The 21,480-nt window shown below is 69.9% G+C and carries 17 protein-coding genes; 10 read left to right on the top strand and 7 right to left on the bottom strand.

Going from position 1 to position 21,480, the window contains the following annotated elements; genetic code table 11:
- Window positions 1-1,746: a DUF1800 domain-containing protein gene (locus tag RKE50_RS09595; protein ID WP_350036166.1), complete on the bottom strand. Its 1,746-nt coding sequence runs from the start codon at window positions 1,744-1,746 to the stop codon at window positions 1-3.
- Window positions 1,747-1,884: 138 nt separating this feature from the next.
- On the opposite strand from RKE50_RS09595, the gene RKE50_RS09590 reads away from it, so the two are divergent.
- The 4 genes from RKE50_RS09590 to RKE50_RS09575 all read left to right on the top strand — a co-directional run bounded on the left by RKE50_RS09590 (window position 1,885) and on the right by RKE50_RS09575 (window position 7,681).
- The gene (locus tag RKE50_RS09590; RefSeq protein WP_350036165.1) at window positions 1,885-2,268 is read left to right on the top strand and encodes an MAPEG family protein; all 384 of its coding nucleotides are present in this window, start codon (window positions 1,885-1,887) and stop codon (window positions 2,266-2,268) included.
- Window positions 2,269-2,462: 194 nt separating this feature from the next.
- Window positions 2,463-4,700 carry a glucosylglycerol-phosphate synthase gene (gene ggpS / locus RKE50_RS09585; RefSeq protein WP_350036164.1) on the top strand — a complete coding sequence of 746 codons (2,238 nt, stop codon included), beginning with the start codon at window positions 2,463-2,465 and terminating at the stop codon, window positions 4,698-4,700.
- Window positions 4,701-4,729: 29 nt separating this feature from the next.
- Window positions 4,730-6,172 (top strand): sucrose phosphorylase, encoded by a 1,443-nt coding sequence (gtfA, locus tag RKE50_RS09580; RefSeq protein WP_350036163.1) that lies wholly within the window; start codon window positions 4,730-4,732, stop codon window positions 6,170-6,172.
- A 111-nt stretch (window positions 6,173-6,283) separates the two neighbouring features.
- Window positions 6,284-7,681: a M20/M25/M40 family metallo-hydrolase gene (locus RKE50_RS09575; RefSeq protein ID WP_350036162.1), complete on the top strand. Its 1,398-nt coding sequence runs from the start codon at window positions 6,284-6,286 to the stop codon at window positions 7,679-7,681.
- A gap of 1 nt (window position 7,682) precedes the next feature.
- Here RKE50_RS09575 and kbl read toward each other — a convergent pair whose 3' ends face one another.
- The gene (gene kbl, locus RKE50_RS09570; RefSeq protein WP_350036161.1) at window positions 7,683-8,873 is read right to left on the bottom strand and encodes a glycine C-acetyltransferase; all 1,191 of its coding nucleotides are present in this window, start codon (window positions 8,871-8,873) and stop codon (window positions 7,683-7,685) included.
- A gap of 14 nt (window positions 8,874-8,887) precedes the next feature.
- Window positions 8,888-9,922, bottom strand: coding sequence for an L-threonine 3-dehydrogenase (gene tdh / locus RKE50_RS09565; protein WP_350036159.1), 1,035 nt, complete (start codon window positions 9,920-9,922; stop codon window positions 8,888-8,890).
- A 189-nt stretch (window positions 9,923-10,111) separates the two neighbouring features.
- On the opposite strand from tdh, the gene RKE50_RS09560 reads away from it, so the two are divergent.
- The 3 genes from RKE50_RS09560 to RKE50_RS09550 are packed head-to-tail and all read left to right on the top strand — an operon-like array spanning window position 10,112 to window position 14,205.
- Window positions 10,112-10,585, top strand: coding sequence for a PaaI family thioesterase (locus RKE50_RS09560; protein WP_350036157.1), 474 nt, complete (start codon window positions 10,112-10,114; stop codon window positions 10,583-10,585).
- The gene (locus RKE50_RS09555) at window positions 10,582-13,017 is read left to right on the top strand and encodes a zinc-dependent metalloprotease (RefSeq protein ID WP_350036156.1); all 2,436 of its coding nucleotides are present in this window, start codon (window positions 10,582-10,584) and stop codon (window positions 13,015-13,017) included. Before RKE50_RS09560 ends, RKE50_RS09555 begins: the two co-directional genes overlap by 4 nt.
- Window positions 13,018-13,044: 27 nt before the next feature.
- Window positions 13,045-14,205 (top strand): DUF819 family protein, encoded by a 1,161-nt coding sequence (locus tag RKE50_RS09550; RefSeq protein ID WP_350036155.1) that lies wholly within the window; start codon window positions 13,045-13,047, stop codon window positions 14,203-14,205.
- Between the two features lies 1 nt (window position 14,206).
- Here RKE50_RS09550 and RKE50_RS09545 read toward each other — a convergent pair whose 3' ends face one another.
- Window positions 14,207-15,148 carry a glutathione S-transferase family protein gene (locus tag RKE50_RS09545; protein WP_350036154.1) on the bottom strand — a complete coding sequence of 314 codons (942 nt, stop codon included), beginning with the start codon at window positions 15,146-15,148 and terminating at the stop codon, window positions 14,207-14,209.
- 127 nt (window positions 15,149-15,275) lie between these two features.
- Here RKE50_RS09545 and metC point away from each other — a divergent pair, with 127 nt between their 5' ends.
- Window positions 15,276-16,451, top strand: coding sequence for a cystathionine beta-lyase (metC, locus tag RKE50_RS09540; protein ID WP_350036152.1), 1,176 nt, complete (start codon window positions 15,276-15,278; stop codon window positions 16,449-16,451).
- Here metC and thpR read toward each other — a convergent pair.
- A complete protein-coding gene (gene thpR, locus RKE50_RS09535) occupies window positions 16,442-17,005 on the bottom strand; it encodes an RNA 2',3'-cyclic phosphodiesterase (RefSeq protein WP_350036150.1) in 564 nt (187 codons plus the stop codon). The genes metC and thpR overlap by 10 nt on opposite strands.
- A 71-nt stretch (window positions 17,006-17,076) precedes the next feature.
- Between thpR and RKE50_RS09530 the strand changes: the two genes are divergently transcribed.
- Window positions 17,077-17,952, top strand: coding sequence for a heme-dependent oxidative N-demethylase family protein (locus RKE50_RS09530; RefSeq protein WP_350036148.1), 876 nt, complete (start codon window positions 17,077-17,079; stop codon window positions 17,950-17,952).
- 32 nt (window positions 17,953-17,984) lie between these two features.
- Complete coding sequence (locus RKE50_RS09525; protein WP_350036146.1) at window positions 17,985-18,884, top strand: prenyltransferase; 900 nt, start codon at window positions 17,985-17,987, stop codon at window positions 18,882-18,884.
- Here RKE50_RS09525 and RKE50_RS09520 read toward each other — a convergent pair.
- Together RKE50_RS09520 and RKE50_RS09515 are read right to left on the bottom strand one after the other, a co-directional pair.
- Window positions 18,881-20,350, bottom strand: a complete 1,470-nt coding sequence (locus tag RKE50_RS09520; protein ID WP_350036145.1) for an aldehyde dehydrogenase family protein — start codon at window positions 20,348-20,350, stop codon at window positions 18,881-18,883. The genes RKE50_RS09525 and RKE50_RS09520 overlap by 4 nt on opposite strands.
- Window positions 20,347-21,279 carry a hydroxymethylglutaryl-CoA lyase gene (locus RKE50_RS09515; RefSeq protein WP_350036144.1) on the bottom strand — a complete coding sequence of 311 codons (933 nt, stop codon included), beginning with the start codon at window positions 21,277-21,279 and terminating at the stop codon, window positions 20,347-20,349. Before RKE50_RS09515 ends, RKE50_RS09520 begins: the two co-directional genes overlap by 4 nt.
- Window positions 21,280-21,480: the final 201 nt, after the last annotated feature.

The following is a 21,480-nucleotide window of genomic DNA, read 5'->3' as shown; positions in this document are numbered from 1 at the left end:
TCAGAGCTCCACGGCGTAATCGGGGGAAATGAGCAGCAGGTACAGGGCCACGCGTGCCCGCAGCAGCGGGTCGTCGATCTGCCGGGCGGCGTCGCCGATAGCGCTGCGCGTGGCGGCGGAGAGGGTGCCGTAGGTGAACACCGAATCCATCCGCTCGAGCAGCGCGTTCACGTCGTCCGCCACCGCGACCCAGGGGTCGAGATCCAGGGTGGCGGCGCTGAAGGGCGGCTCGCGCAGGTCGTTGACAAAGTCGCCGAGCACCGCTGCCTGCAGCACGTTGGCCAGGGCGACCACCGAGCTCGCGTTGGTGATCTGGAACTCCGGGGCCACCAGCCCCGCCGCGGCGATCTCGCCGATGGGCTGGTAATCGGGCAGGTAGAAGTTGAACACGCTCGGTGCCGACAGCGGGTGCTGCTGCAGCTGCTGCTGGACGAAGAAGCCGGTGTTGGCGTAGAAGCCGTCCGGGCTCGAAGCGCCGAGCTGCCGCAGCGTGGCCAGCAGGCGCAGGATCGGCTCGCGCAGCTTGCCCGCCGCGGCGGCCGGGTCGGGCAGCGCACGCGCCTCCGGGTCGAGCAGGATCGCCCGCAGCACGGCTTTCATGTCGCCCCGCGGGCTGGCGCCTTCCCCGTTGAAGGCCCGCGTTACGCGCTCGACGTAGGCCGGCGAGGGGTTGGAGGTCACCAGCCGCTGGATCAGCTGGCGGCCGATGAAGGGCCCGGTGTTCGGGTGCTCGAAGAGGTTGTCCACGGCCGCCTCGATGTCCGCCATGCCGCCCTGGCCCGCCGGCAGCGTCGTGCCGCGCAGCAGCGTCTTGGCACCGTCGTCGTGGAAGGCTTCGAAAAGCTGCATCGGCTCGCGGAAGGTGGCGCGATCGGAGCCGAAGCGCGGGTTGTCGCCGCCCCAGGACAGCCCGGTGAAGACCCGGGCGAACTCGCGGATAGCGTCGTTGTCGTAGGTCGGGATCAACTGCCCCTGTGGGTCCAGCTTTTCCGTGCCGTCGGGGTTGAGCTCGAACAGGCCGATGCTGAACAGCTGCATCACCTCCCTGGCGTAGTTCTCGTCCGGGAAAATGTTGGCCTCCGGGTCCGCCTTCGCGTTATTGAGGTGGCTGAGGTAGACGCCCATGGCCGGGTGCAGCGTGACCGCGAGAAGCAGGTCGCGGAAGTTACCGAAGGCGTGGTCGAGGAGCGTGTCGTAGTAGTCGCTGGTGGCGTAGGGGTACAGGAAAAGGATATCCAAGCCATCGGACACCACGAAGAGCTGGCTCAGGGCGTAGGCCGTGCGCTGGCGCAGCTGGTCTTCGGCGGTGAGCGTGGTGTGCCACCAGGCCATGCGGCCGAACAGGGCCTGCAGGTTGTCGTTGTCGGCGCGCAGTTGCTCGAAGTCGCCGGCGGCCTCGCGGGCGAGCAGCTCGGAGACGACCGGGGAGTGGTGGGTGACGGGGAGGACGAACTGGTCTTCGAGCCAGCTGGCTTCCCCCCGCGCCTCGATCGCCTCGATGGCCTCGAGCTCCATGCCGAAGGTCGCCCGGGCGGCGAGGCGGGACGCACCGTAGAGACCGCGCAGGATCCCCTCGTCGTCGGCCGGGGGATCGTCCGCCGGCGGCTCCGGAGGCGGAGGTGGTGGTGTGTCCGCTGCGGGGGGCGCGGTGTTCGGCGCGCTGGTACCACCACCGCCGCCACCGCCGCAGCCCGCCAGCAGTAGCAGGAGCGCGAGCGCGCCGCCGCGAAGCAGTCTTTCAGCCATGGCGTTCCTCCTCCTGCGCTGCCCCGGGGTGCCGCTGTGCCTGGCCCCTTCTACGGCGCTGTACCCGGATTCCGTCGCTGCCCGTGCAGGGCGGGCCCGGGCGGGCTATGCTACGGCAAACCCGGACCGGAGCCCCCCATGGAGTTTACCGCGCTCGTCACCCTTCTGCTCCTCGCCCAGTATCTTGCCTTCGCCATGCTGGTGGGCCGTGAGCGGGTACGCCACGGCATCGAGGCACCGGCCTGCAGCGGCCATCCGGACTTCGACCGCGCCTACCGCGTGCAGATGAATACGCTGGAGCAGCTGGTCATCGTGCTGCCGGCGCTCTGGATCACGGCGTACTGGTTCAGCGTGCCCCTCGTGGCGCCGCTCCTCGGCCTCGGCTTTTTCATGGGCCGCATCCTCTACCGCAACGCCTATGTAAAGGACCCGGCGAAGCGCGGGCCGGGCATGGCCATCGGCATGCTCTGCCAGCTCGGGCTGCTGCTCTCCGGGACCTGGGCCGTGGTCACCCGGCTCTAGCACGCCGCCCCGGGGCTCTCTCCCGGGGCGTCCGCTGGCCGCTCTCCCATGCCTGTGGTAGTGTTTGCTGGCAAGGCGTTCGCCGGTGGCGGGCGCGTCAAAGCCGAGCATTTTCCCACAGGAGGAACCAGCGGCGCGGGCCGCGGCGGCGGGGTGCGTCCCCGACACCGACCGGCCGGAAGGCGCCAAGCGTTATGCTTCTAGCCACAGACCTCGACGGCACCTTTCTCGGCGGCAACCAGGAGGGTCGCCTCAGGCTCTACCAGCTGATCGCCGCCCACCCGGGCATCGACCTCGTCTTCGTGACCGGTCGCGGCCTGGAGCACGTCCTCCCGCTCCTCGCGGACCCCACCATCCCGCAGCCGGACTACATCATCAGCGACGTCGGCGCGACGGTGGTTCACGGGGCCACCCAGCAGCCCGTGCTCGCCCTGCAGGAACCCATCGACCAGCTCTGGCCCGGCGAACACGTCGTCGCGGAGGCGCTGGCGCGCTTCACGGAACTGCAGCGGCAGGAGGTGCCGCAGGAGCGGCGCTGCTCCTACTTCTGCGAGGAGCATCACATCGACGAGGCCGTGCGCCGCAGCGTGGCAGAGCTCGGCTGTGACCTGCTCTTCTCGGCCGGCAAGTACTTTGACGTGCTGCCCAAAGGAGTCAATAAAGGGCGCACGCTGACCCGGCTGGTGGCGCACCTCGGCCTCGACCCGGAAGAAGTGATGGTCGCCGGCGATACGCTGAACGATCTTTCCATGTACGAACAGGGCTTCAAGGGCGTTTGCGTGGGCGACTCGGAGGAGGGCCTGCTGCTCGCCACCCAGGAGCTCGCCCGGGTCTACCACGCGCGCGAGCCCGGCGCCGGCGGCATCCTCGAGGCCTTCCACTACTTCGGTTTCCTCGGCAGCGAAGGCGTCGATGCGGAACTGCAGGCCGTGAGCCGGACGGGCAAGTCGGACCTGGTCATCGTCTATCACCGGCTGCCCTACGAGGAGTTCGTCGAGGACGGGGAACGTAAGCGGCGGCGGCCGAAATCCCCGAACGGTATCCTGCCCACGCTATTGTCGTTCTTCGCCGACGGCCGCGCCGGCTCCTGGGTGGCCTGGGCCATCGACGACCCGGACCTCGGACCCTTCGAGGTGCACACGGATGTCGACCTCGAGCGCTACCCGAAGCTTGTGGCGGCGCGGGTGGCGCTCTCCGAGGCGGATGTCGAGATCTTCTACAAGCGTTTCTCCAAGGAGGCCTTCTGGCCCACGCTGCACACCTTCTGGGAGCGGGCGAGCTTCCACGAGGAGCACTGGAACGTCTTCCTGGAGGTGAACCGGCGCTTTGCCGAGCGCGCTGCAGCCGAGGCCGCCGAGGGCGCGGTCATCTGGATCCACGACTACAACCTGTGGATGGTGCCCGCCTACCTGCGCGAGCTGCGCCCGGACCTGACTATCGCCTTCTTCCACCATACTTATTTCCCTTCCGCGGACGTGTTCAACGTACTGCCCTGGCGCCGGCAGATCGTCGGCAGCCTGCTGCAGTGCGACTACATCGGCTTCCACATTCCGCGGCAGGCGGAGAATTTCGTCGACGTGGCCCGGGGCGTCATGCCCATTGAGGTGCTTGAGAAGGTCAATTGCGCACCGCGCTTCTTCACCTACGGTTGTGCTGTCGGCCTCGAGGAAATGACCGCCGAGATCGAGGTCGCCGGGCGGCGCATCGGGCTCGGCGCGCATCCCGTGGGCCTGGACCTCGGCCGCGTCCAGAGCGCCCTCGACGACCAGGCGGTGCAGGCCCGCATCGGCGAACTGCGCGAGGAACTGAAGGGCCAGAAGCTGGTGCTCTCGGTAGAGCGGCTCGACTTCACCAAGGGCATCCTGGAGAAACTCGTCGCCTGGGAGACCCTGCTGGAGGAAAACCCGGAACTGCGCGGCAAGGTCACGCTGGTGACCATCTGCGTTCCGGCTGCGCAGGGCATGACGATCTACGACGAGCTGCAGACGCAGATCGAGCAGACCGTCGGCCGCATCAATGGCCGCTTCGCCCAGATCGGCTGGATGCCGCTGCAGTTTTTCTTCCGCAGCGTGCCCTTCGAGCAGCTCGTGGCCTATTACGCCGTCGCCGATGTCATGTGGATCACGCCGCTGCGCGACGGCCTCAACCTCGTCGCCAAGGAGTATGTCGCCACCCAGGGCAAGACCGGCGGCTGCGGGGTGCTGGTGCTGTCGGAGTTCGCGGGCGCCGCCGCGGAGCTGCGCGGCGCTATCCTCACCAACCCGCACGACCCGCACGAACTGGTCACGACCTGCTACCTGGCCCTGACCCTCAGCCGCGACGAGGCCCGCAGCCGGCTGGCCGAGGCCTTCGACTCGGTGCGCCACTACGATATCGCGCTCTGGGGCAGCGAGTTCATGGAGGCCGTCCACGCGCACGCCCGCGGCGGCTGAAGGGAGGCGAGAGCCGGGGAGAAAGCGCCATGGCGCTGCGCAACGCGGTACAGCTCATCTGCTACCCGGATCGGCTGGGCAGGGACCTCAAGGACCTGCGCAGGGTCATCGATCGCCATTTCGCCGACGCCATCGGCGGTGTACACCTGCTGCCGTTCTACCCGTCCAATGCCGATGCCGGCTTCTCGCCGCTGACTCACAAGGAAGTCGATCCGCGCTACGGCGACTGGGATGACATCGAGGCCCTCGCCGCCGACTTCGACCTGTGCGTGGACCTCACCATCAACCACATCTCCGACGAGTCGGAGCAGTTCCGTGATTTCCGTGCGAGGGGCTTCGAATCGCCCTGGGCGGAACTGTTTGTCGACGTCGACAAGCTCGGTGAGATCACCCCGGACGACCTGGCGAAGATCCACATCCGCAAGGAGAAAGAGCCTTTCCGGGAAGTGAACTTTGACGACGGCGGCAGCGCGCGGGTGTGGTGCACCTTCACGGAGCACCAGGTCGATCTCAACTACGACGCGCCGCTGGCCTACCGCCTCATGGAGGACTACATCACCTTCCTCACGGCTCGCGGCGCGAAGCTCCTGCGCCTCGATGCCTTCGGCTACACCAGCAAGCGTATCGGTACCAGCTGTTTCCTCGTGGAGCCCGATGTCTACCGGCTGCTCGAGTGGGTGAACGGCGTGGCGAAGGCCCACGGCGCGGAATGCCTGCCGGAGGTTCACGACCACTACAGCTACCAGTACGCGCTCAGCCGCCGGGACATGCGCCCCTACGGCTTCGCTCTGCCGCCGCTTCTGCTCTACAGCCTGCTCGCTGCGAACAGCACGCACCTGAAGCAGTGGCTGCGCATGTGCCCGCGCAACATGATCACCGTGCTGGATACGCACGACGGCATCTGCATCCCGGACGTGGAGGGCATCCTGCCGGAGGACAAGCTGAAGGTCCTGATCAACAACATCGACGCGCGCAGCGCCGACCCGATCCTGCGCAAGTCCGCCGCCAACATCCACAGCGTCGGCGCGATCTATCAGCTCACCTGCACCTACTACGACGCCCTGATGCAGAACGACGATGCCTACATCGCCGCGCGGGCGATCCAGTTTTTCACACCGGGGATTCCCCAGGTCTACTACGTCGGGCTCCTCGCCGGCTGCAATGACACGGGACTCATGGAGCACACGGGCGAGCTCCGCGATATCAACCGCAGCTACTACAGCCTCGACGGCGTCGACCGGGCGGTGCAGCAGCCGGTGGTGCAGCGCCTGCTGGCGCTCATGCGCTTCCGCAACCGGCACCCGGCCTTCGACGGCAGCTTCGAACTGCTGTACTCGAACGACTCCAGCGTCGCGATGGCGTGGCGCCGCGGCGAGCACTTCTGCGAACTGTTCGTGGATCTCAACTTCAAGACCAGCACGATCACCTGTACCGACGAGGAATCGCTGGCGGCGATCAGCTTCCGGGCCTGAGTCGCGAGCCCGTGGTGGCGGGGCCTCGCTGATTGCTGCCTCGTGGCGGCACTGGCGCCCCCCCGGCGCGGGTGGCAGCATAGGCGCTTGCCTCAATCACAGGAACCTTCCATGCGCCTGCTTTCCGCCATTCTTGCCTGCTCTTTCCTGCTCCCGGTACTGCCCGCCGGCGCCACGGACCCGGTGCTGCCGCCGCAGGTGCGCGCGACCGCAGACGGGCTCATCGCCGCGGCCCGCGGTGACGCGCTGGCGATGGAGCTGGTGACTTCGCTGACGACGGAGGTAGGGCCCCGCCTCGCCGGTACGGCGCAGGAAGCGCGCGCACGGGACTGGGCGGTGGACCAGTTGACCGACCTAGGCTTCGCGAATGTCCGCGTCGAGCCCTTCGACGTGCCGCTGTGGGTGCGCGGGGACGAACGGGCGGAGATCGTCGAGCCCTTTCCGCAGCCGCTCGCGTTAACCGCCCTGGGCGGCAGCACGTCCACGGGTCCCGGCGGTGTGGCCGGCGAGGTCGCCGCCTTCCCGTCCCTGGCGGCGCTGCAGGCGGCACCTGACGGGTCGCTCGCGGGGCGAATCGTCTTCGTAGACGAGCCGATGACGCGCACCCAGGACGGTTCCGGTTACGGTGTCGCGGTCGCCAAGCGCCGGGCCACGGCCTACGAGGCGGAACGCCTCGGGGCCGTCGGCGCCCTGATCCGTTCCGTGGGCACCGATTCGCACCGCTTCCCGCACACGGGCCAGATGCGCCGCCTCACCGAGGGTAAGGGCGGCGGCGTGCCGACGGCAGCGCTCTCCGCCCCGGATGCGGACCAGCTTCGCCGGGCGCTCGCCCGCGCCGGGAGCGTCACGGTCCGTCTCGTGCTGACCCCGCAGCTGCTGCCGCCCTCGCGCTCCGGCAACGTGGTGGCGGAGCTTCGCGGGCGGGAAGCCCCGGAGGAGATCGTGCTCGCCGGCGCGCACCTCGACGCCTGGGATCTCGGCACCGGGGCGGTGGACGACGGCGCCGGCGTCGGCATCGTGGTGGCCGCGGCGCGGCTCCTCAAGGCTTTGCCGGAAGCGCCGCGACGCACGGTGCGCGTGGTGCTGTTCGGGGCCGAGGAGGTCGGCCTGGTCGGTGCCAAGGCCTACGCGGAACAGCACGCGGAGGCGCTGGACCGGCACGTCATTGCCGCGGAATCAGACTTCGGCGCCGGTCGCATCTGGCGCTTCGACACGGCGGTGGGGCCCGAGGCGCTGGCCACTGCCGCCGCGATCCGCGACGTGCTCCACCCGCTCGGTATCGGCCCGGGCAGCAATGCCGCCCGCGGCGGGCCGGACCTCAAGTACCTGCGCGAGGCCGGCGTGCCGGTGGTCGGGCTGATTCAGAACGGCTGGGACTACTTCGACCTGCACCACACGCCGGACGATACACTCGACAAGATCGACCCCGCCGCGCTGGCGCAGAACGTGGCCGCTTATGCGGCTTTCCTGTACCTCGCCGCCGAGGTCGAGACCGACTTCCGCAATTGATCTAGAGCCCGAGAGTCTCCCGGGTCCGCGCGAAGGCCTCCAGGGCCCGCTCGATGTCGTCGTCGGACAGCGCCGCGGACATCTGCGTGCGGATCCGCGCCTTTCCCCTGGGCACCACCGGGTAGGAAAAGGCCACCACGTACACCCCGAGCTTCAGCATCTCGTCGGCAAAGCGCGCGGCGAGCGCCGCGTCGTGCAGCATCACCGGGACGATCGGGTGCTCCCCCGGGAGCAGCTCGAAGCCCTGCCGTTGCAGCCCCTCGCGGAAGCGCGCGGTGTTGTTCGCCAGGCGCTCGCGCAGCGCAGGTTCCTCGTCGACCAGGGCCAGCGCCTTGATGGCACCGGCCACGACCGGCGGCGCGACGGTGTTGGAGAACAGGTAGGGGCGCGAGCGCTGCCGCAGCAGGGCGACGATCTCGCCGCGCGCCGCCGTGTAGCCGCCGCTGGCGCCGCCGAGGGCCTTGCCGAGCGTGCCGGTGATGATGTCGACCCGGTCCATGCAGCCGGTGAGCTCATGGGTGCCCCGTCCCGTGGCACCGACGAAGCCCGTGGCGTGGCAGTCGTCGAAGTGCACCAGCGCGCCGTAGCGCTCGGCGAGGTCGCAGATGGCGTCCAGGCGGGCGATGTAGCCATCCATGGAGAAGACGCCGTCCGTGGTGATCAGCTTGAAGCGGGCGCCGGCGGCGTCCGCGGCCTTGAGCTGCGTCTCGAGGTCCGCCATGTCGCTGTTGCGGTAGCGGTAGCGCTGTGCCTTGCACAGGCGCACGCCGTCGATGATGCTGGCGTGGTTGAGCTCGTCGGAGATCACCGCATCCTCCGGGCCGAGGAGCGTCTCGAAGAGCCCGCCGTTGGCGTCGAAGCAGGAGGGGTAGAGGATCGTGTCCTCGGTACCGAGGAAGGCGCTGAGCGCGTTTTCCAGGTCCTTGTGCAGCGTCTGCGTCCCGCAGATGAAGCGTACCGAGGCCATGCCGTAGCCCCAGTCCTCGAGGCCCTGCTTTGCGGCGGCGTTCACCGCCGGGTGCTGGGCGAGCCCCAGGTAGTTGTTGGCGCAGAGGTTGAGCACCTCGCCGTCGCCGGCGACGCCCACGTGGGCCCCCTGCGCTGTGGCGATGAGCCGCTCGTGCTTGGTCAGCCCCGCCGCCTCGATGTCCTCGAGTTCGCTGGCCAGGTGCTCCCGGAAGTTGCCGTACATCGCTCTGCTCCCCGTTATTGCTCGTCATCCCAGTTCAGGATGACCTTGCTCGCCTTGCCGGCGTTCATGGCGGTAAAGCCGTCTTCGTAGTCGCGGTAGTCCATGCGGTGGGTGATCACCGGCGACACATCGAGGCCGCTCTGCACCATGACCGACATCTTGTACCAGGTCTCGTACATTTCGCGGCCGTAGATGCCTTTCAACGTCAGCATGTTGAAGATCACGGTGTTCCAGTCAATGGCCGTGTTCTCGCCGGGAATGCCGAGCATGGCGATCTTGCCGCCGTGGCACATGCTGGCGATGAGGTCGTTGAAGGCGGCGCTGTTGCCGGACATCTCCAGGCCGACGTCGAAGCCCTCCTGCATGCCGAGCTCGGCCTGGACATTGGCGAGTTTCTCGCGGGTGACATTCACCGTGCGCGTCGCGCCGAGCCGCGCGGCCAGGGCCAGGCGTTCGTCGATGACATCGGTGATGACGACGTGGCGCGCGCCGGCGTGGCGGCAGACGGCGGCGGCCATCGCGCCGATCGGTCCGGCGCCGGTGATCAGCACGTCCTCGCCGAGGAGGTCATACTGCAGCGCCGTATGCACGGCGTTGCCCAGCGGATCGAAGAGGGCGGCCACGTCCAGGTCGATACCGGGCCTGTGCTCCCAGACGTTGGACATGGGCAGCGCCACGTACTCCGCGAAGGCGCCCGGCCGGTTCACACCGATGCCGCTGGTGTGCGCGCAGAGGTGGCGGCGCCCGGCCATGCAGTTGCGGCAGCGGCCGCAGACCACGTGCCCCTCCCCGGACACGATCTGCCCCGGGCGGAAGTCGTTGACGTTGCTGCCGACCTCGACGATCTCGCCGACGAACTCGTGGCCGACGACCATGGGCACGGGAATGGTCTTCCGGGCCCAGGCATCCCAGTTGTAGATGTGCATGTCCGTGCCGCAGATGGCCGTTCGCCTGACGCGGATCAGGACGTCGTTGATACCGACCGCCGGCTCCGGCACGGATTCGAGGCTGAGGCCGGGCGCGGCCTCCCGCTTGACCAGTGCATCCATGAGCGTGCTCGCTGTGCTGTCCAATATAGTGGAAAATGATCCAGTATCCTGAACCGGATGCGGCGCCAATGCAAGCCCGCAGCCGCGCTGTCGCGCCAGCCGGTGCGGGGCTGCCATGGTACCGACCGGGCGCGCTGGGCTATGATCGCGGGCCAGCCAGCCACCAGGATGGAGGAAGGGGAACACGCCATGGACGCCGCTGACAACCAGACCGCGAACGAGACCGGCAGCCTGCCCGACAGCTCGGCGGTCATCGAGCGCATGAACGCGATGCGACCGGGCTTCCTCGACCTGCTTTGCGGGCACGTCGCCGCCGTGGACCACCACGAGGCCAGCTGCACCATGCATTTCGAGATCAGCCGGGACTACTGCCACTCGGTCGACATCATCCAGGGCGGCTTTGTCACCGCGATGCTCGACGCCGCCATGTCCCATGCCGCCTTCGCCCATGTCCCGGGAGTCAGCAACGTGGCCACGCTGGAAATCAAGGTCAGCTTCCTCGAGCCCTCCCGCGCCGGGCGCTACCACGCCGTGGGGTTCATCGATCGCGCCGGCCGCAGCACGGGTTTCATGAGCGGCAAGCTGTTCACCGCCGACGGCCGGCTCACGGCCACGGCGACAACCACGGCCCGGCTGGTGCGCGCGCAGGGGGGTGAGGCATGAAGCGCCTGCTCCTCGCCCTGGCCGCCACGCTGCTCATCGCCGGCTGCGGCGGTGACCCGCAGGCGCCCGCCGGGGGCGGCGCCATCGCCGACTACACCCGCGACATGCAGGCCGTGCCCGGCTTTCTGCCCTTCTACGTGGACCGGCAGGCCGGCCGCCTGTACCTCGCCATCGACCGTTTCGGCGAGGACATGATCTACCAGACGGGCCTGCCCCAGGGCGTCGGCTCCAACGACCTCGGTTTCGACCGCGGCGAGCTGGACAGCGGCCCCGCGGCGCTGGTGCGCTTCGAGTCCGCCGGTGAGCGTGTGCTCCTGCACCGGCGCAACACGGCGTTCCGCGCGGTGACCGACAGCGCGGAGGAGCGGGCGGCGGTGGAGGAGGCCTTCGCCAGCTCGGTGCTCTGGGGGTTCCCCGTGGTGGCGCGCCATGACGGCGCCGTCCTGGTCGATGCGACGGACTTCCTGCTCCGCGATGCCCGCGGGCTCGCCCGCGATCTCGCGGCGAAAGAGCAGGGGACCTTCAAGGTGGACCCGGACCGCTCCGCCCTCTACCTGCCGCGGACGAAGGGCTTCCCGCGCAACAGCGAGTTCGAGGCGACGATCACTTTTACCGGGGACGACCCCGGCGAGTTTCTCGAGGCCGTGGCCCCGGATCCGCACAGCTTCTCCGTGCGCATGCACCACAGCTTTGTCGCCCTGCCGGAGCCGGGCTACGAGCCCCGCGCCTTCCACCCCGAGTCCGGCTTCTGGTCTTTCAGCTACCGCGACTACGCGACCCCCGTCGACGAGCCGGTAACGCAGCGCTACATCCCCCGGCACCGCCTCGAGAAGCGCAACCCCCGCGCCGACCGGAGCGCGCCGGTCGAGCCCATCGTCTACTACCTCGATCCGGGCACCCCCGAGCCCGTGCGCAGCGCGCTGCTCGAGGGGGCGGGCTGGTGGAACCAGGCTTTCGAGGCCGCCGGTTACGAGGACGCCTTCCGCGTCGAGCTGCTGCCGCCGGAGGCCGACCCCATGGATGTACGCTACAACGTGATCCAGTGGGTGCACCGGGCCACCCGGGGCTGGTCCTACGGGTCCTCGGTCCTCGATCCGCGCACCGGGGAGATCATCAAGGGCCACGTCACCCTGGGTTCCCTGCGCGTGCGCCAGGACTGGCTCATCGCCCAGGGCATGACCTCGCCCTTCGAGACGGGGGAGGAGCCGGCATCGGAGCTTTCCGCCATGGCGCTCGCGCGCATCCGCCAGCTTTCCGCGCACGAGGTGGGCCACACGCTGGGTCTCGCCCACAACTTCGCCGCCAGCGGCCGCGACCGGGCCTCGGTCATGGACTACCCGCAGCCGCTGATCCGTCTCGACGACAACGGCGAGGTCACGCTTGCCGGCGCCTACGACACCGGCATCGGTGCCTGGGACAAGCGCGCGATCACCTACGGCTACGGCCATTTCGGGAAAGGCAGCAAGGAGCGCGCGGCCCTCGCGGCCTTCGTGCGCGAGGGGCGGGAAGCGGGCTTCGAGTTCATCTCCGACCCGGACTCCCGCGAGGCGCGGGATTTCCACCCGCGCAGCCACCTCTGGGACAACGGCGCGGACGCGGTGGCGGAACTCGAGCGCATGCTGTCCCTGCGCGGGGTCGCCCTCGGCCGTCTCGGCGAGCAGACCCTGAAAACGGGTACACCCTACTCGGCGCTCGAGGGCATCCTCGTCCCGGTCTATTTCTACCACCGCTACCAGGTCGAGGCCGTGGGCAAGTGGCTCGGCGGTGTCGATTACCGCTACGCCGTCCGCGAGCCGGGCCGGTCCTATCGCCAGCAGCCGATGCCGGCGGCTGAGCAGCAGCGGGCGCTGGACGCGCTGCTGGCGACCCTCGCGCCGGCACAGCTCGCGCTGCCGGCCGAGCTGCGGGCGCAGCTGCCGCCGCAGGCTTACGGCTATGAACGCACCCGGGAGAACCCGGGTAGCTACATGGGTGCGCTGCCCGACCCCGTTTCCCTGGCCGAGGCCGGCGCCGCGCACACCCTCGGCGTCCTCCTGCACCCGGAGCGCCTCGCGCGGATGGCCTGGCAACATGCCGTCGACAAGGCGCAGCCTGGCGTGGACGGGCTCTTCCGCCGTCTCGAGGCGGCGCTGGTAACGCCCGTGCACAGCGGCGAGGAGCGGTTGCTGACCCAGCGCGCCGCGGCGGTGCTCCTGGGTCACTGGCGTTCGCTGCTCACCGCCGAGGCGGTGGCACCGGAGGTCCGCGCCGAGGCGCATGCGGTGCTGGAGCGGGTGGCGCGCTTCTTCCGTCGGCAGCTGCGGCCGGCGCCGGGCTACGCGGCCTTCTATGCCTACCAGCTGGCGCTGATCGAAGCGACCGAAGCCGGCCAGGGCTTTCCGCCGCCGCCCCCGGCCCGGAAGCTGCCGCCGGGATCACCGATCGGTGGCTGAGGCGGCCCCCGCACGCGGGGGTCGCCGGTGAGCCTGGTGGCCCCCGGCGAGCACCTGGCCGTCATGGCGGGCCTCTTCGCCATCGCCGGCGCGGCCTTCCTGCTCGAGCGGACGCGTATCGGCAGCCACCTCACCGGGGCGGTGATCGCGATCCTCGGGGCGATCGCGGCCGCGAACCTGGGACTCATTCCCCACGCCGCGCCGGCCTACGATTTCGTGTTCACCTACCTGGTCCCGGTGCTGATCCCGCTGTTCCTGTTCCAGGCGGACCTGCGGCGGTTGTTCCGCGAGTGTGCCCGCCTGACGGTGGCCTTCCTGGTCGCCGCCCTGGGCACGGTGGCCGGCGTGACCGTTGCCGCGCTTGTGCTGGACCTCGGCAGCCTCGGCGCGGCCGCGGGGCTGGCGCCAGCGCTGCGCGAGCCCGCGGTGGCGGGGTTGTTTACCTCCACCTACGTCGGCGGCTCAGTGAATTACGCGGCGCTGGGAGAGCTTACCGGCCTCAACCGGGACGCCTCCTTCTTCTCGGCGGCGACTGCCGCAGACAACCTGTTCAGCGCGGTTTACCTCGGTTTTCTCGCCCTTGCGCCGGGCTGGCGCTGGCTCGCGCGGCGCTTCCCGGCGCACCGGGAGACCGGTGCCGCCGAGTCCGGGCCCGCACCTGCGGTGACCGCCGCCACGCTGTGCCTGGCGCTCGCGACCTCGCTGGTGCTGGTCGCGGTCACCGACACCCTGGTCGCCGCCCTCGAGCTCGACGGCTGGCGCTACGTGCTGCTCTCGGCCCTGACGCTGGTCCTGGCCACGGCGGTACCCGGTCTGCACGAGCGCCTGGCAGGCAGCTTCGAGCTCGGCGTCGCGCTTTCTTTCGTGTTCTTTGCGGCGATCGCCGCCGGCGCCGACGTGCCGGCAATGCTCGCCGTCGCGCCACTGCTCATCGCCCTGGTGCTGATCCTGCTCACGCTGCATGCCCTGGTGACCTTCAGCCTGGGCCGGCTGCTCGGACTCACGGTGCCGGAACTGGTGACGGCATCCAACGCGGCGGTGCTGGGCGCCACCACGGCGCCGGCGCTGGCAGCCACGCGGGGCTGGCACAGCCTGGTGACGCCCGGGGTGCTGGTGGGGGTACTGGGCTATGCCCTCGGGACCTTCCTCGGCACGCTCGTGTACCGCTACTGGGGCGCTTTCCTCTGAGTCAGCCCTTGTCCGCCGCGCGGGTGACCTGGTAGCCCACGCGGGGGAAGTGCACGGCCACGGTGCCGACCCGGGGGTCCTCGCGAAGCAGGCTCAGGTGCTCCACGCTCGACTGCATGAGCACGCCGCGGACCGGGTCGAAGCCGTAATCCGTCGGCATCACCTCGACCTGTTCACCGGGCCGCAGGCCGTCCAGGGCCTCCAGGGACTGGCCCTCGGCGACGCGCGGCGACACCGCGGCCGCGGCATCGAGGGCCTCCTCCCCGCTGATCGTCTCCAGCTCGCCGTGCCCGAACTCCCGCATCACGGACATCCACTGGCGCAGGTTCGGGTAGTGGTCGAACTCGCCGGCGAGCGCGGCGTTCTGGTGTACGAACCAGCAGCAGTGGTAGCTGGAGAAATCCGCCTCCGTCGGCTGGTTGCCGAACAGGAAAGCGCTACCGGCGAGCTGGCGGTCCAGGTTGCCCAGGTGGTTGTGGAACAGGGGCAGCGCGGTCTCCGGGGGCAGGGTGAGGCTGGCGCCGCCGGCGAGTTCGGCGCGGTCGCGCAGGAAGGCCTCGGCGGCCGCCTGGTCCTGGAACAGCGGGCTCTCGGCCAGCGCCCGGGGCTGGAAGGCCACGGAGATACAGGTGCGGAAAAAGACGCTGTCGGTCCAGCGGGCGGTTGCCGCCACCGTCGCCTCGTTCCCCGGCGGGTAGATCGTGCCGTCCGGCAGGAGCTCGTCGATCACCCGCGCGATGAGTGACGTGTCGCAGTAAATGTCGGCCCCGAGCTGCATCACGGGCGTGCGCCGGTAGCCGCCGGTAAGCGGCAGGAGGTCCGGCTTGGGCATGATGACCGGGATCGTGACGGCCTGGTAGTTCGCATGCTTGTAGCCGAGCAGCAGGCGGATCTTCTCCGCAAAGGGGGACTCCGGGTAGTGGTGCAGGATGATTTTCGGCATGATGCGGCTCTTGTGATGACGGGCGTGGTCACGGGCAGGTCGGCGGCACCACCTGGCCGCCACCCGTCGCTACTCTTGCAGACAATGCCGGTGGCGTCCAGACGGCCGCGCCGGCCGGAGACCCGCGATGAAGCCCGAACGCGTCGCCCCCGAAACCCGCCTCGTGCACGATGTCGACACCGGCTGGGGCATTGTCGCCACGCCCGTGTACCGGGCCTCCACCGTGCTCTTCGATGACGTTGCGGCGCTGCGCGCCGGCGAGGCCGATCCCCTGGACCGCCAGCGTCTCTACTACGGGCGTCTCGGCACGCCGACCACCAGGTCGCTGGAGGATGCGCTCACGGCCCTCGATGGCAGCGCGGGCGCTGTCCTGTCGCCCTCGGGCCTCGGCGCCATTGCCGACGTGCTGCAGTGTTTCCTGCGCCCCGGTGACCACCTGCTGATGCCCGACAGCTGCTACGGCCCCACCCGCAAGCTCTGCCGCGGACGGCTGGCCGACCTCGGCATCCGCACGACGTTCTACGACCCCTGCTGCGGCGAGGGCCTGCGCGACTGGCTCGAGCCGGAAACGCGCCTCGTCTTCCTCGAATCGCCGGGTTCGGTGACCTTCGAGGTACAGGACGTCGGCGCCATCGCCGCCGTGGCGCGGGCAGCCGGCGCCCTCACGGCCATCGACAATACCTGGGCCACGCCGCTGCTGTTCAACCCCCTCGAGCACGGCGTCGACCTGGCGATCCAGAGCGGTACCAAGTACCTGAACGGCCATGCGGACGCCATGTTCGGCGTCACGACCACGGCGGACGCCTCGCTGTACGAGCGACTGCGGAGCTACGTCCTGGGCAATGGCGTTCACCTCGCGCCGGATGATGCCTGGCTGGCGCGCCGCGGGCTGCGTACCCTCGCCGTGCGCCTCGCCGCGCACGAGCGCGCCGCCTACGCGCTTGCCGAGTGGCTGGGCCAGCGACCCGAGGTGGCGCGGGTGCTCCACCCCGGGTTGCCGGGCTGCCCCGGCCACGAGATCTTCCGGCGCGACTTCCGCGGTGCCTCCGGTCTCTTTGCCATCGTGCTCACCGGGCTCGACGAGGCGTGCCTTGCCCGTTTCCTCGACGGCCTCGAGCTGTTCGGCATGGGCTATTCCTGGGGCGGTTTCGAAAGCCTGGCCCTGCCCATGGTCCCGACCCGGGACCTGGCGAGCGGGCGGCTTGCGCCCGGCGAGACGCTGCTGCGCCTGCACGCCGGCCTGGAGGCCGTGGACGACCTCCTGGCGGACCTCGATGCCGCGTTCGCGCGCGGTTATCGCTGAGCATCATCGCAGCGTCCCGTTGCTGAAGCGGGGCCCTTGCCCTCGCCCTCCCAGGCGGCGACCGGCTCGTAGCGGACGCCGTCCCGCCCCCGCCGCGACTCGAACAGGGTGACCCCGCGATAGCGGAAGGGCAGGTCGGGTGGCTCGGCCGGCGCCGGTGGCGGCACGCGGCAGCCGCGGTAGAGCGTGAGGTGGGGCACGAAACGCCGGCGCTCCCGTCCCGCGCCCACCGCCTGCCCCGCGCGACCCAGGTCCCCGGCGAGGGCCTCCAGGGCGGACTGCGGAGCGGCGGGCCCGATCCAGAAGATGCCCGGCCGCGGCCAGTAGCCCACCTGGTCGAGGCTGAGTTCACCGGCCCCGGGCAGGGCGAGTCCGTCGACCGCGTCGCAAAGCGCCTCGAGGCGGCGTTCGTCCACTTCGCCGAGGAAGGCGAGGGTGAGATGGAAGTTCGCGGGCGGCACCGGCCGGCCGTCCGCCGAGGCCACCCGCTGCCGCCAGCTGTCGATGGCGCGCTTGTCCCCGGCGAGCGGGTCGAGACCAAAAAAAAGTCGCATGGCGGGTTCTCGCGTCCGCGGGAAGTATCCGCTACGGTAGCGCCCCGTCAGCCCCTCGGGAAGGAGCGCCCGTGATCCTCGACGACAGCGCCCCGCGCTATCTGCCGCACTGCACCCGGCCGGAGCTCCTGGCCATGGGCCTGTCGCCGCTCGCCGGTGGCAGCTGGATCGAGGTGGATACCAGCCTGGGCCGCTTCCACGCGCACAAGCAGGCGCTGGCCGCCGACGACATGGCTGCCGTCTACCGCTGGCTGCCGGGTTCCCTGCCGGCGCAGGAAGAGCTGGCGGAGCAGCTGCTGCGCCACCTCCTGGAGGCTCACGGCGATGCCTACCGGCGCGACCAGGAGGCCATCCACTGCACGGCCGCGGGCTTCTCCGTACCCTGGCCGCCGGCCACGGCCGACCCGCTCTGGTCCCTGTCGCTGCTGGTCGCCGAGGATCTCGTCATCATGGAGCGGGGCGAGGGTGGCTACCGGCTCACGGCCGCCAGCCTGTGCAGCCCGAGCCACTGGCGCCTGGCCGAGAAGCTCGGGCGGCCGCTGCGGCAGATCCACGACCCGATCCCCGGTATCCACGACGACCTGTCGCCGCGCATCGATCGCTTCTTCGATCACCTGCGCCCGGCACACCCCGTGCAGCGCTTCAACTGGACGCTGCAGGCGGACCCCGGTCTCTTCCATGACGGCCGCGCCGGGGCCTCCGCGGATTCCGACCCCGGGGCGTCGCTCTACTACCGCGTGGAGCGCCAGACCCTGGTGCGGCTCCCGCGCACCGGGGCCGTCGTATTTACCATCCGCGTGTTCCTGCACCCGCTCGAGGCGCTGGTGGACCGGCCGGGCGCCCTGGCCGCGCTCGGCGATGCGGTCGCAGCGGCACCGCCGGCCCTCGCGCACTACAAGGGCTTCGATCGGTTGCGTGCAGCCCTGGCCCGTTACCCTTTATCATAGGACCTGCGTCCTGCTGTCTGTAAGGATTCCCCGTGATCAACGCCCACCTGGCCGCCACCCTCGGCCCCATGCGAGCCCCGTTCCTCCTGCTGGTCCCGGTCTGCGTCTCCCTCGGCTGGGCGGCAGCCGTCCATGACGGCTACGCCATCGAGCTTCCCCACCTGCTGCTGGCGGCAGCCGGCGCCCTCGCCGCGCACGTGAGCGTCAACGCCCTCAACGAGTACGAGGACTTCCGCAGCGGCCTCGACCTGCGCACCGAGCGCACGCCTTTCAGCGGCGGCACCGGTACGCTGCCGGCGCATCCGGACAAGGCCCACTACGCGCTGGTGACGGGCCTCGTCAGCCTGTTCGTGGTGCTGCTGGTGGGGCTCTATTTCGTCGATTTGCGCGGCGCGGCCCTGCTTCCGCTGGGACTCCTCGGCGTGGTGACGATCGTGCTCTACACGCGCTGGCTCACGCGCTCGCCGCTGCTCTGCCTGCTCGCCCCCGGGGTCGCCTTCGGGCCTCTGATGGTGCTCGGGGTGTACTTCGCGCTGACGGGCCACTACGGCGCCACGGCCGCGGCCGCGTCCCTGGTGCCGCTGTTCCTGGTCAGCGACCTGCTGCTGATCAACCAGTTCCCGGACCGCGAGGCCGACCGCTGGGCCGGGCGCAATCACCTGCTGCTGGCCTGGGGCGATCGCGCGGGTATCAGTGTCTACGGCCTGTTCCTGGCTGCGGCCTACCTCTCGGTCCTGCTCTCGGTAGCCCTCGACGCGCTGCCCGGCTGGGTACTGCTCACCCTGCTCACGCTGCCGGTCGCCGCACTGGCGTTCCGCGGCCTCACCCGCCACGCCGACGAAGTCCCGGCGCTGATACCGCACATGGCGCAGCACGTTGCCCTCACGCTGGTGACGCCGGCGCTGCTGGCGCTCGGTATCGCGCTGGGCTAGGGTCCTGACCCGGGTTCCTGGGCGGGCACCTGCCCTTCGCTGAACAGCGTAATCGGGGCGGCCTCGGCCGTCTGTATGAGCAGCGCCCGCTTGCGCAGGAAACGGCGGAAGCCGCTGTCGCCCATGCGCGAGCCGCCGAGACCGGACAGGCGGAAGGAGTTCTTCTCTACATCGTTGACGATGCCGGTCAGGCTGGCGTCGTTGATGCTGACCGCGCCGACCTCCAGCTGCTCCGCGATAGCGATGGCCTCGTCCTCGGTGCCGGCGAAGACCGCCGCGGACAGGCCGAAATTCGAGTCATTGGCGCGGCGGACTGCCTCGTCGCTGCTGTTGAAGGGAACGAGCGGGATCAGGGGACCGAAGGTCTCCTCGCGCATGAGCTGCATCTCGTCGCTCACGTTCTCCAGCACCGTCGGCAGGCACCAGCGGCCGCCGCCGTGACGCTCGATGCGCCCGCCGCACAGGATCCTCGCCCCGCGGGCCACGGCGTCGTCGAGCTGGGCCTGGATCTTCTCGGCCTGCGGAGGAAAGATCAGCGGGCCGATCTGGCCGCTATCGATGTCCGGCCAGTTGAGCTGCACGCGCTCTGCCTCTGCTACGACCTTTTCGCGAAAGGCGGGGTAGACCGCCGCCTGCACGTAAACGCGCTCCAGAGACTGGCAGGCCTGCCCGGTCATGCCGATGGCACTGCGCACGATGGCCCGGGCGGCGTTGTCCAGGTCCGCCGTGGCCGTGACGATCGCCGGGTCCTTGCCGCCGAGCTCGAGAAAGGCGGGAATGAAGCGCTGTGCGGCGTGCGCCGCCACGAGACGCCCGGTGGCGACGCTGCCGGTGAAGCAGACGGCGTCCGCCTGGTCGATGACGGCGGCGCCGGTTGCCGGACCACCGGTGACGACACGCAGTACCCGGGCGAGCGCCGGCACCTCGGTCAGCGCCTCGACGAGGGGCACGGTGAAGCGCGGCGTCACCTCGCTGGGTTTCAGCAGGACGGTGCAGCCGGCGGCCAGGGCGGGTACGGCGTCGATGAGTGCGAGGATCAGCGGCACGTTCCAGGGGCTGATGATGCCGACCACCGGGTAGGGCACCAGGCGGTGCCGGTAGTGCACGCTGGGCACCTGTGCCGACTGCCCGCCCCGGGCTTCCGCGGCGAGTGCCGGCGCCCGCCGGCTCCAGTGGCTGATCAGGTCGATGGCTTTCTGCACCTCGAAGTGGGCGAAGGTCCGGCGCCCCGTGTCGATGGTGAGTGCCTCGCCGAGCTCGCCCCGGCGCGCAGCGAGCGCTTCGCCCCAGGCTTCCAGGGCCGCGCAACGGCCATCGACACCCAGCGCCTCCCAGGCGCGGGCCTCATCCCGCAAGCTGCTCGTTGCGCCGGCGATCTCGTCGGCGGACCAGGCCTTGACCCGGTAGTCGATCTCGCCGGTGCGCGGGTTCGTGACCGGCAGGGTCCCGTTGCCGCCGGCCGTCATGCCGCGGCCCCCGTGAAACCGAGCGGCAGTCCTGCCGCGGCGGCGAAGCCGTAGAGTTCCTCGTCCGGCAGCGCCGCCTGCACCAGCTCGCGCACGGCGAAGAGCGCCTCGAGGTCGATACCGGTGCGCAGGCCCATGGCCTCGAGCAGGAAAACGAGATCTTCGGTGACGATGTTCCCCGAGGCCCCCGGGGCGGCCGGGCAGCCGCCGATACCGCCGAGGGAACTGTCGATGGTGGTGAAGCCGAGCTCCACGGCCTTGAGCGCATTGGCGAGGCCCTGGCCGCGGGTGTTGTGCAGGTGCACGCCGGTCAGCCGCTCCCGCCCGCAGGCGGACCAGATGCCCCGGGCGAGCCGCTCGAGCTGCCGCGGGTTGCCCACGCCCGTCGTATCGGACAGGCCGACCTCCGCCACGCCGAGGTCGACCAGGTCTGCCGCCATGCGGATGACCCGGTCCTCCGGGATCGGCCCCTCGATGGTGCAACCGAAGGCGGTGGCGAGCCCCACTTCGAAGGCGGGCCGCCGCTCCGCGGGTGTCTCGGCGAGGAGCTCGAGGCAGCGGACAATCTCTTCGCGCATCTGCGCATGGGTCTTCTTCACGTTACGTACCGAGTGGGTCTCGCTCATGGAGAAGGGAATGGAGACTTTCTGCGCCCCGGCCGCGATGGCGCCCTCGAGTCCGCGCCGGTTCGGGACCAGGGCGGCGACCCGCAGCCCCGGCAGGGTGGTGGCGTAGCGGACGACCTCGGCGGTGTCGGCCAGCTGGGGCAGCAGTTGCGGCGGGACGAAGGAGCCGACCTCGATCTCCGGTGTCCCCGCCTCATGCTGCGCCTTGATCCAGGCCTTCTTGGCCTCCGTGGGCATGATGGAGCGGATGCTCTGGAGCCCGTCCCGGGGGCCGACTTCACTGATCTCGATATCGATGGCCACGGTGCTCTCCTCCGTTGACGCCCTGGCTGCTGCTTTCGCCGCCTCTCCCGGGCCCTCTCGCAGGCGCTTTCGGCGGCGCTTTCGACGGCTGCAGGAACCGTACGGGTTCGCAGTAAATGAACTAATGATATATCATAATAACAAAAGGGTGGTTGCCGGGTACAGGCGGCTGCCCGCTACACGGGACGAGGAGCAAGGCTG

It is taken from the genome of Pseudohaliea sp. (assembly GCF_040217025.1).
Lineage (GTDB): Bacteria > Pseudomonadota > Gammaproteobacteria > Pseudomonadales > Halieaceae > Pseudohaliea.
This window is presented reverse-complemented; position numbering and strand designations above follow the sequence as displayed.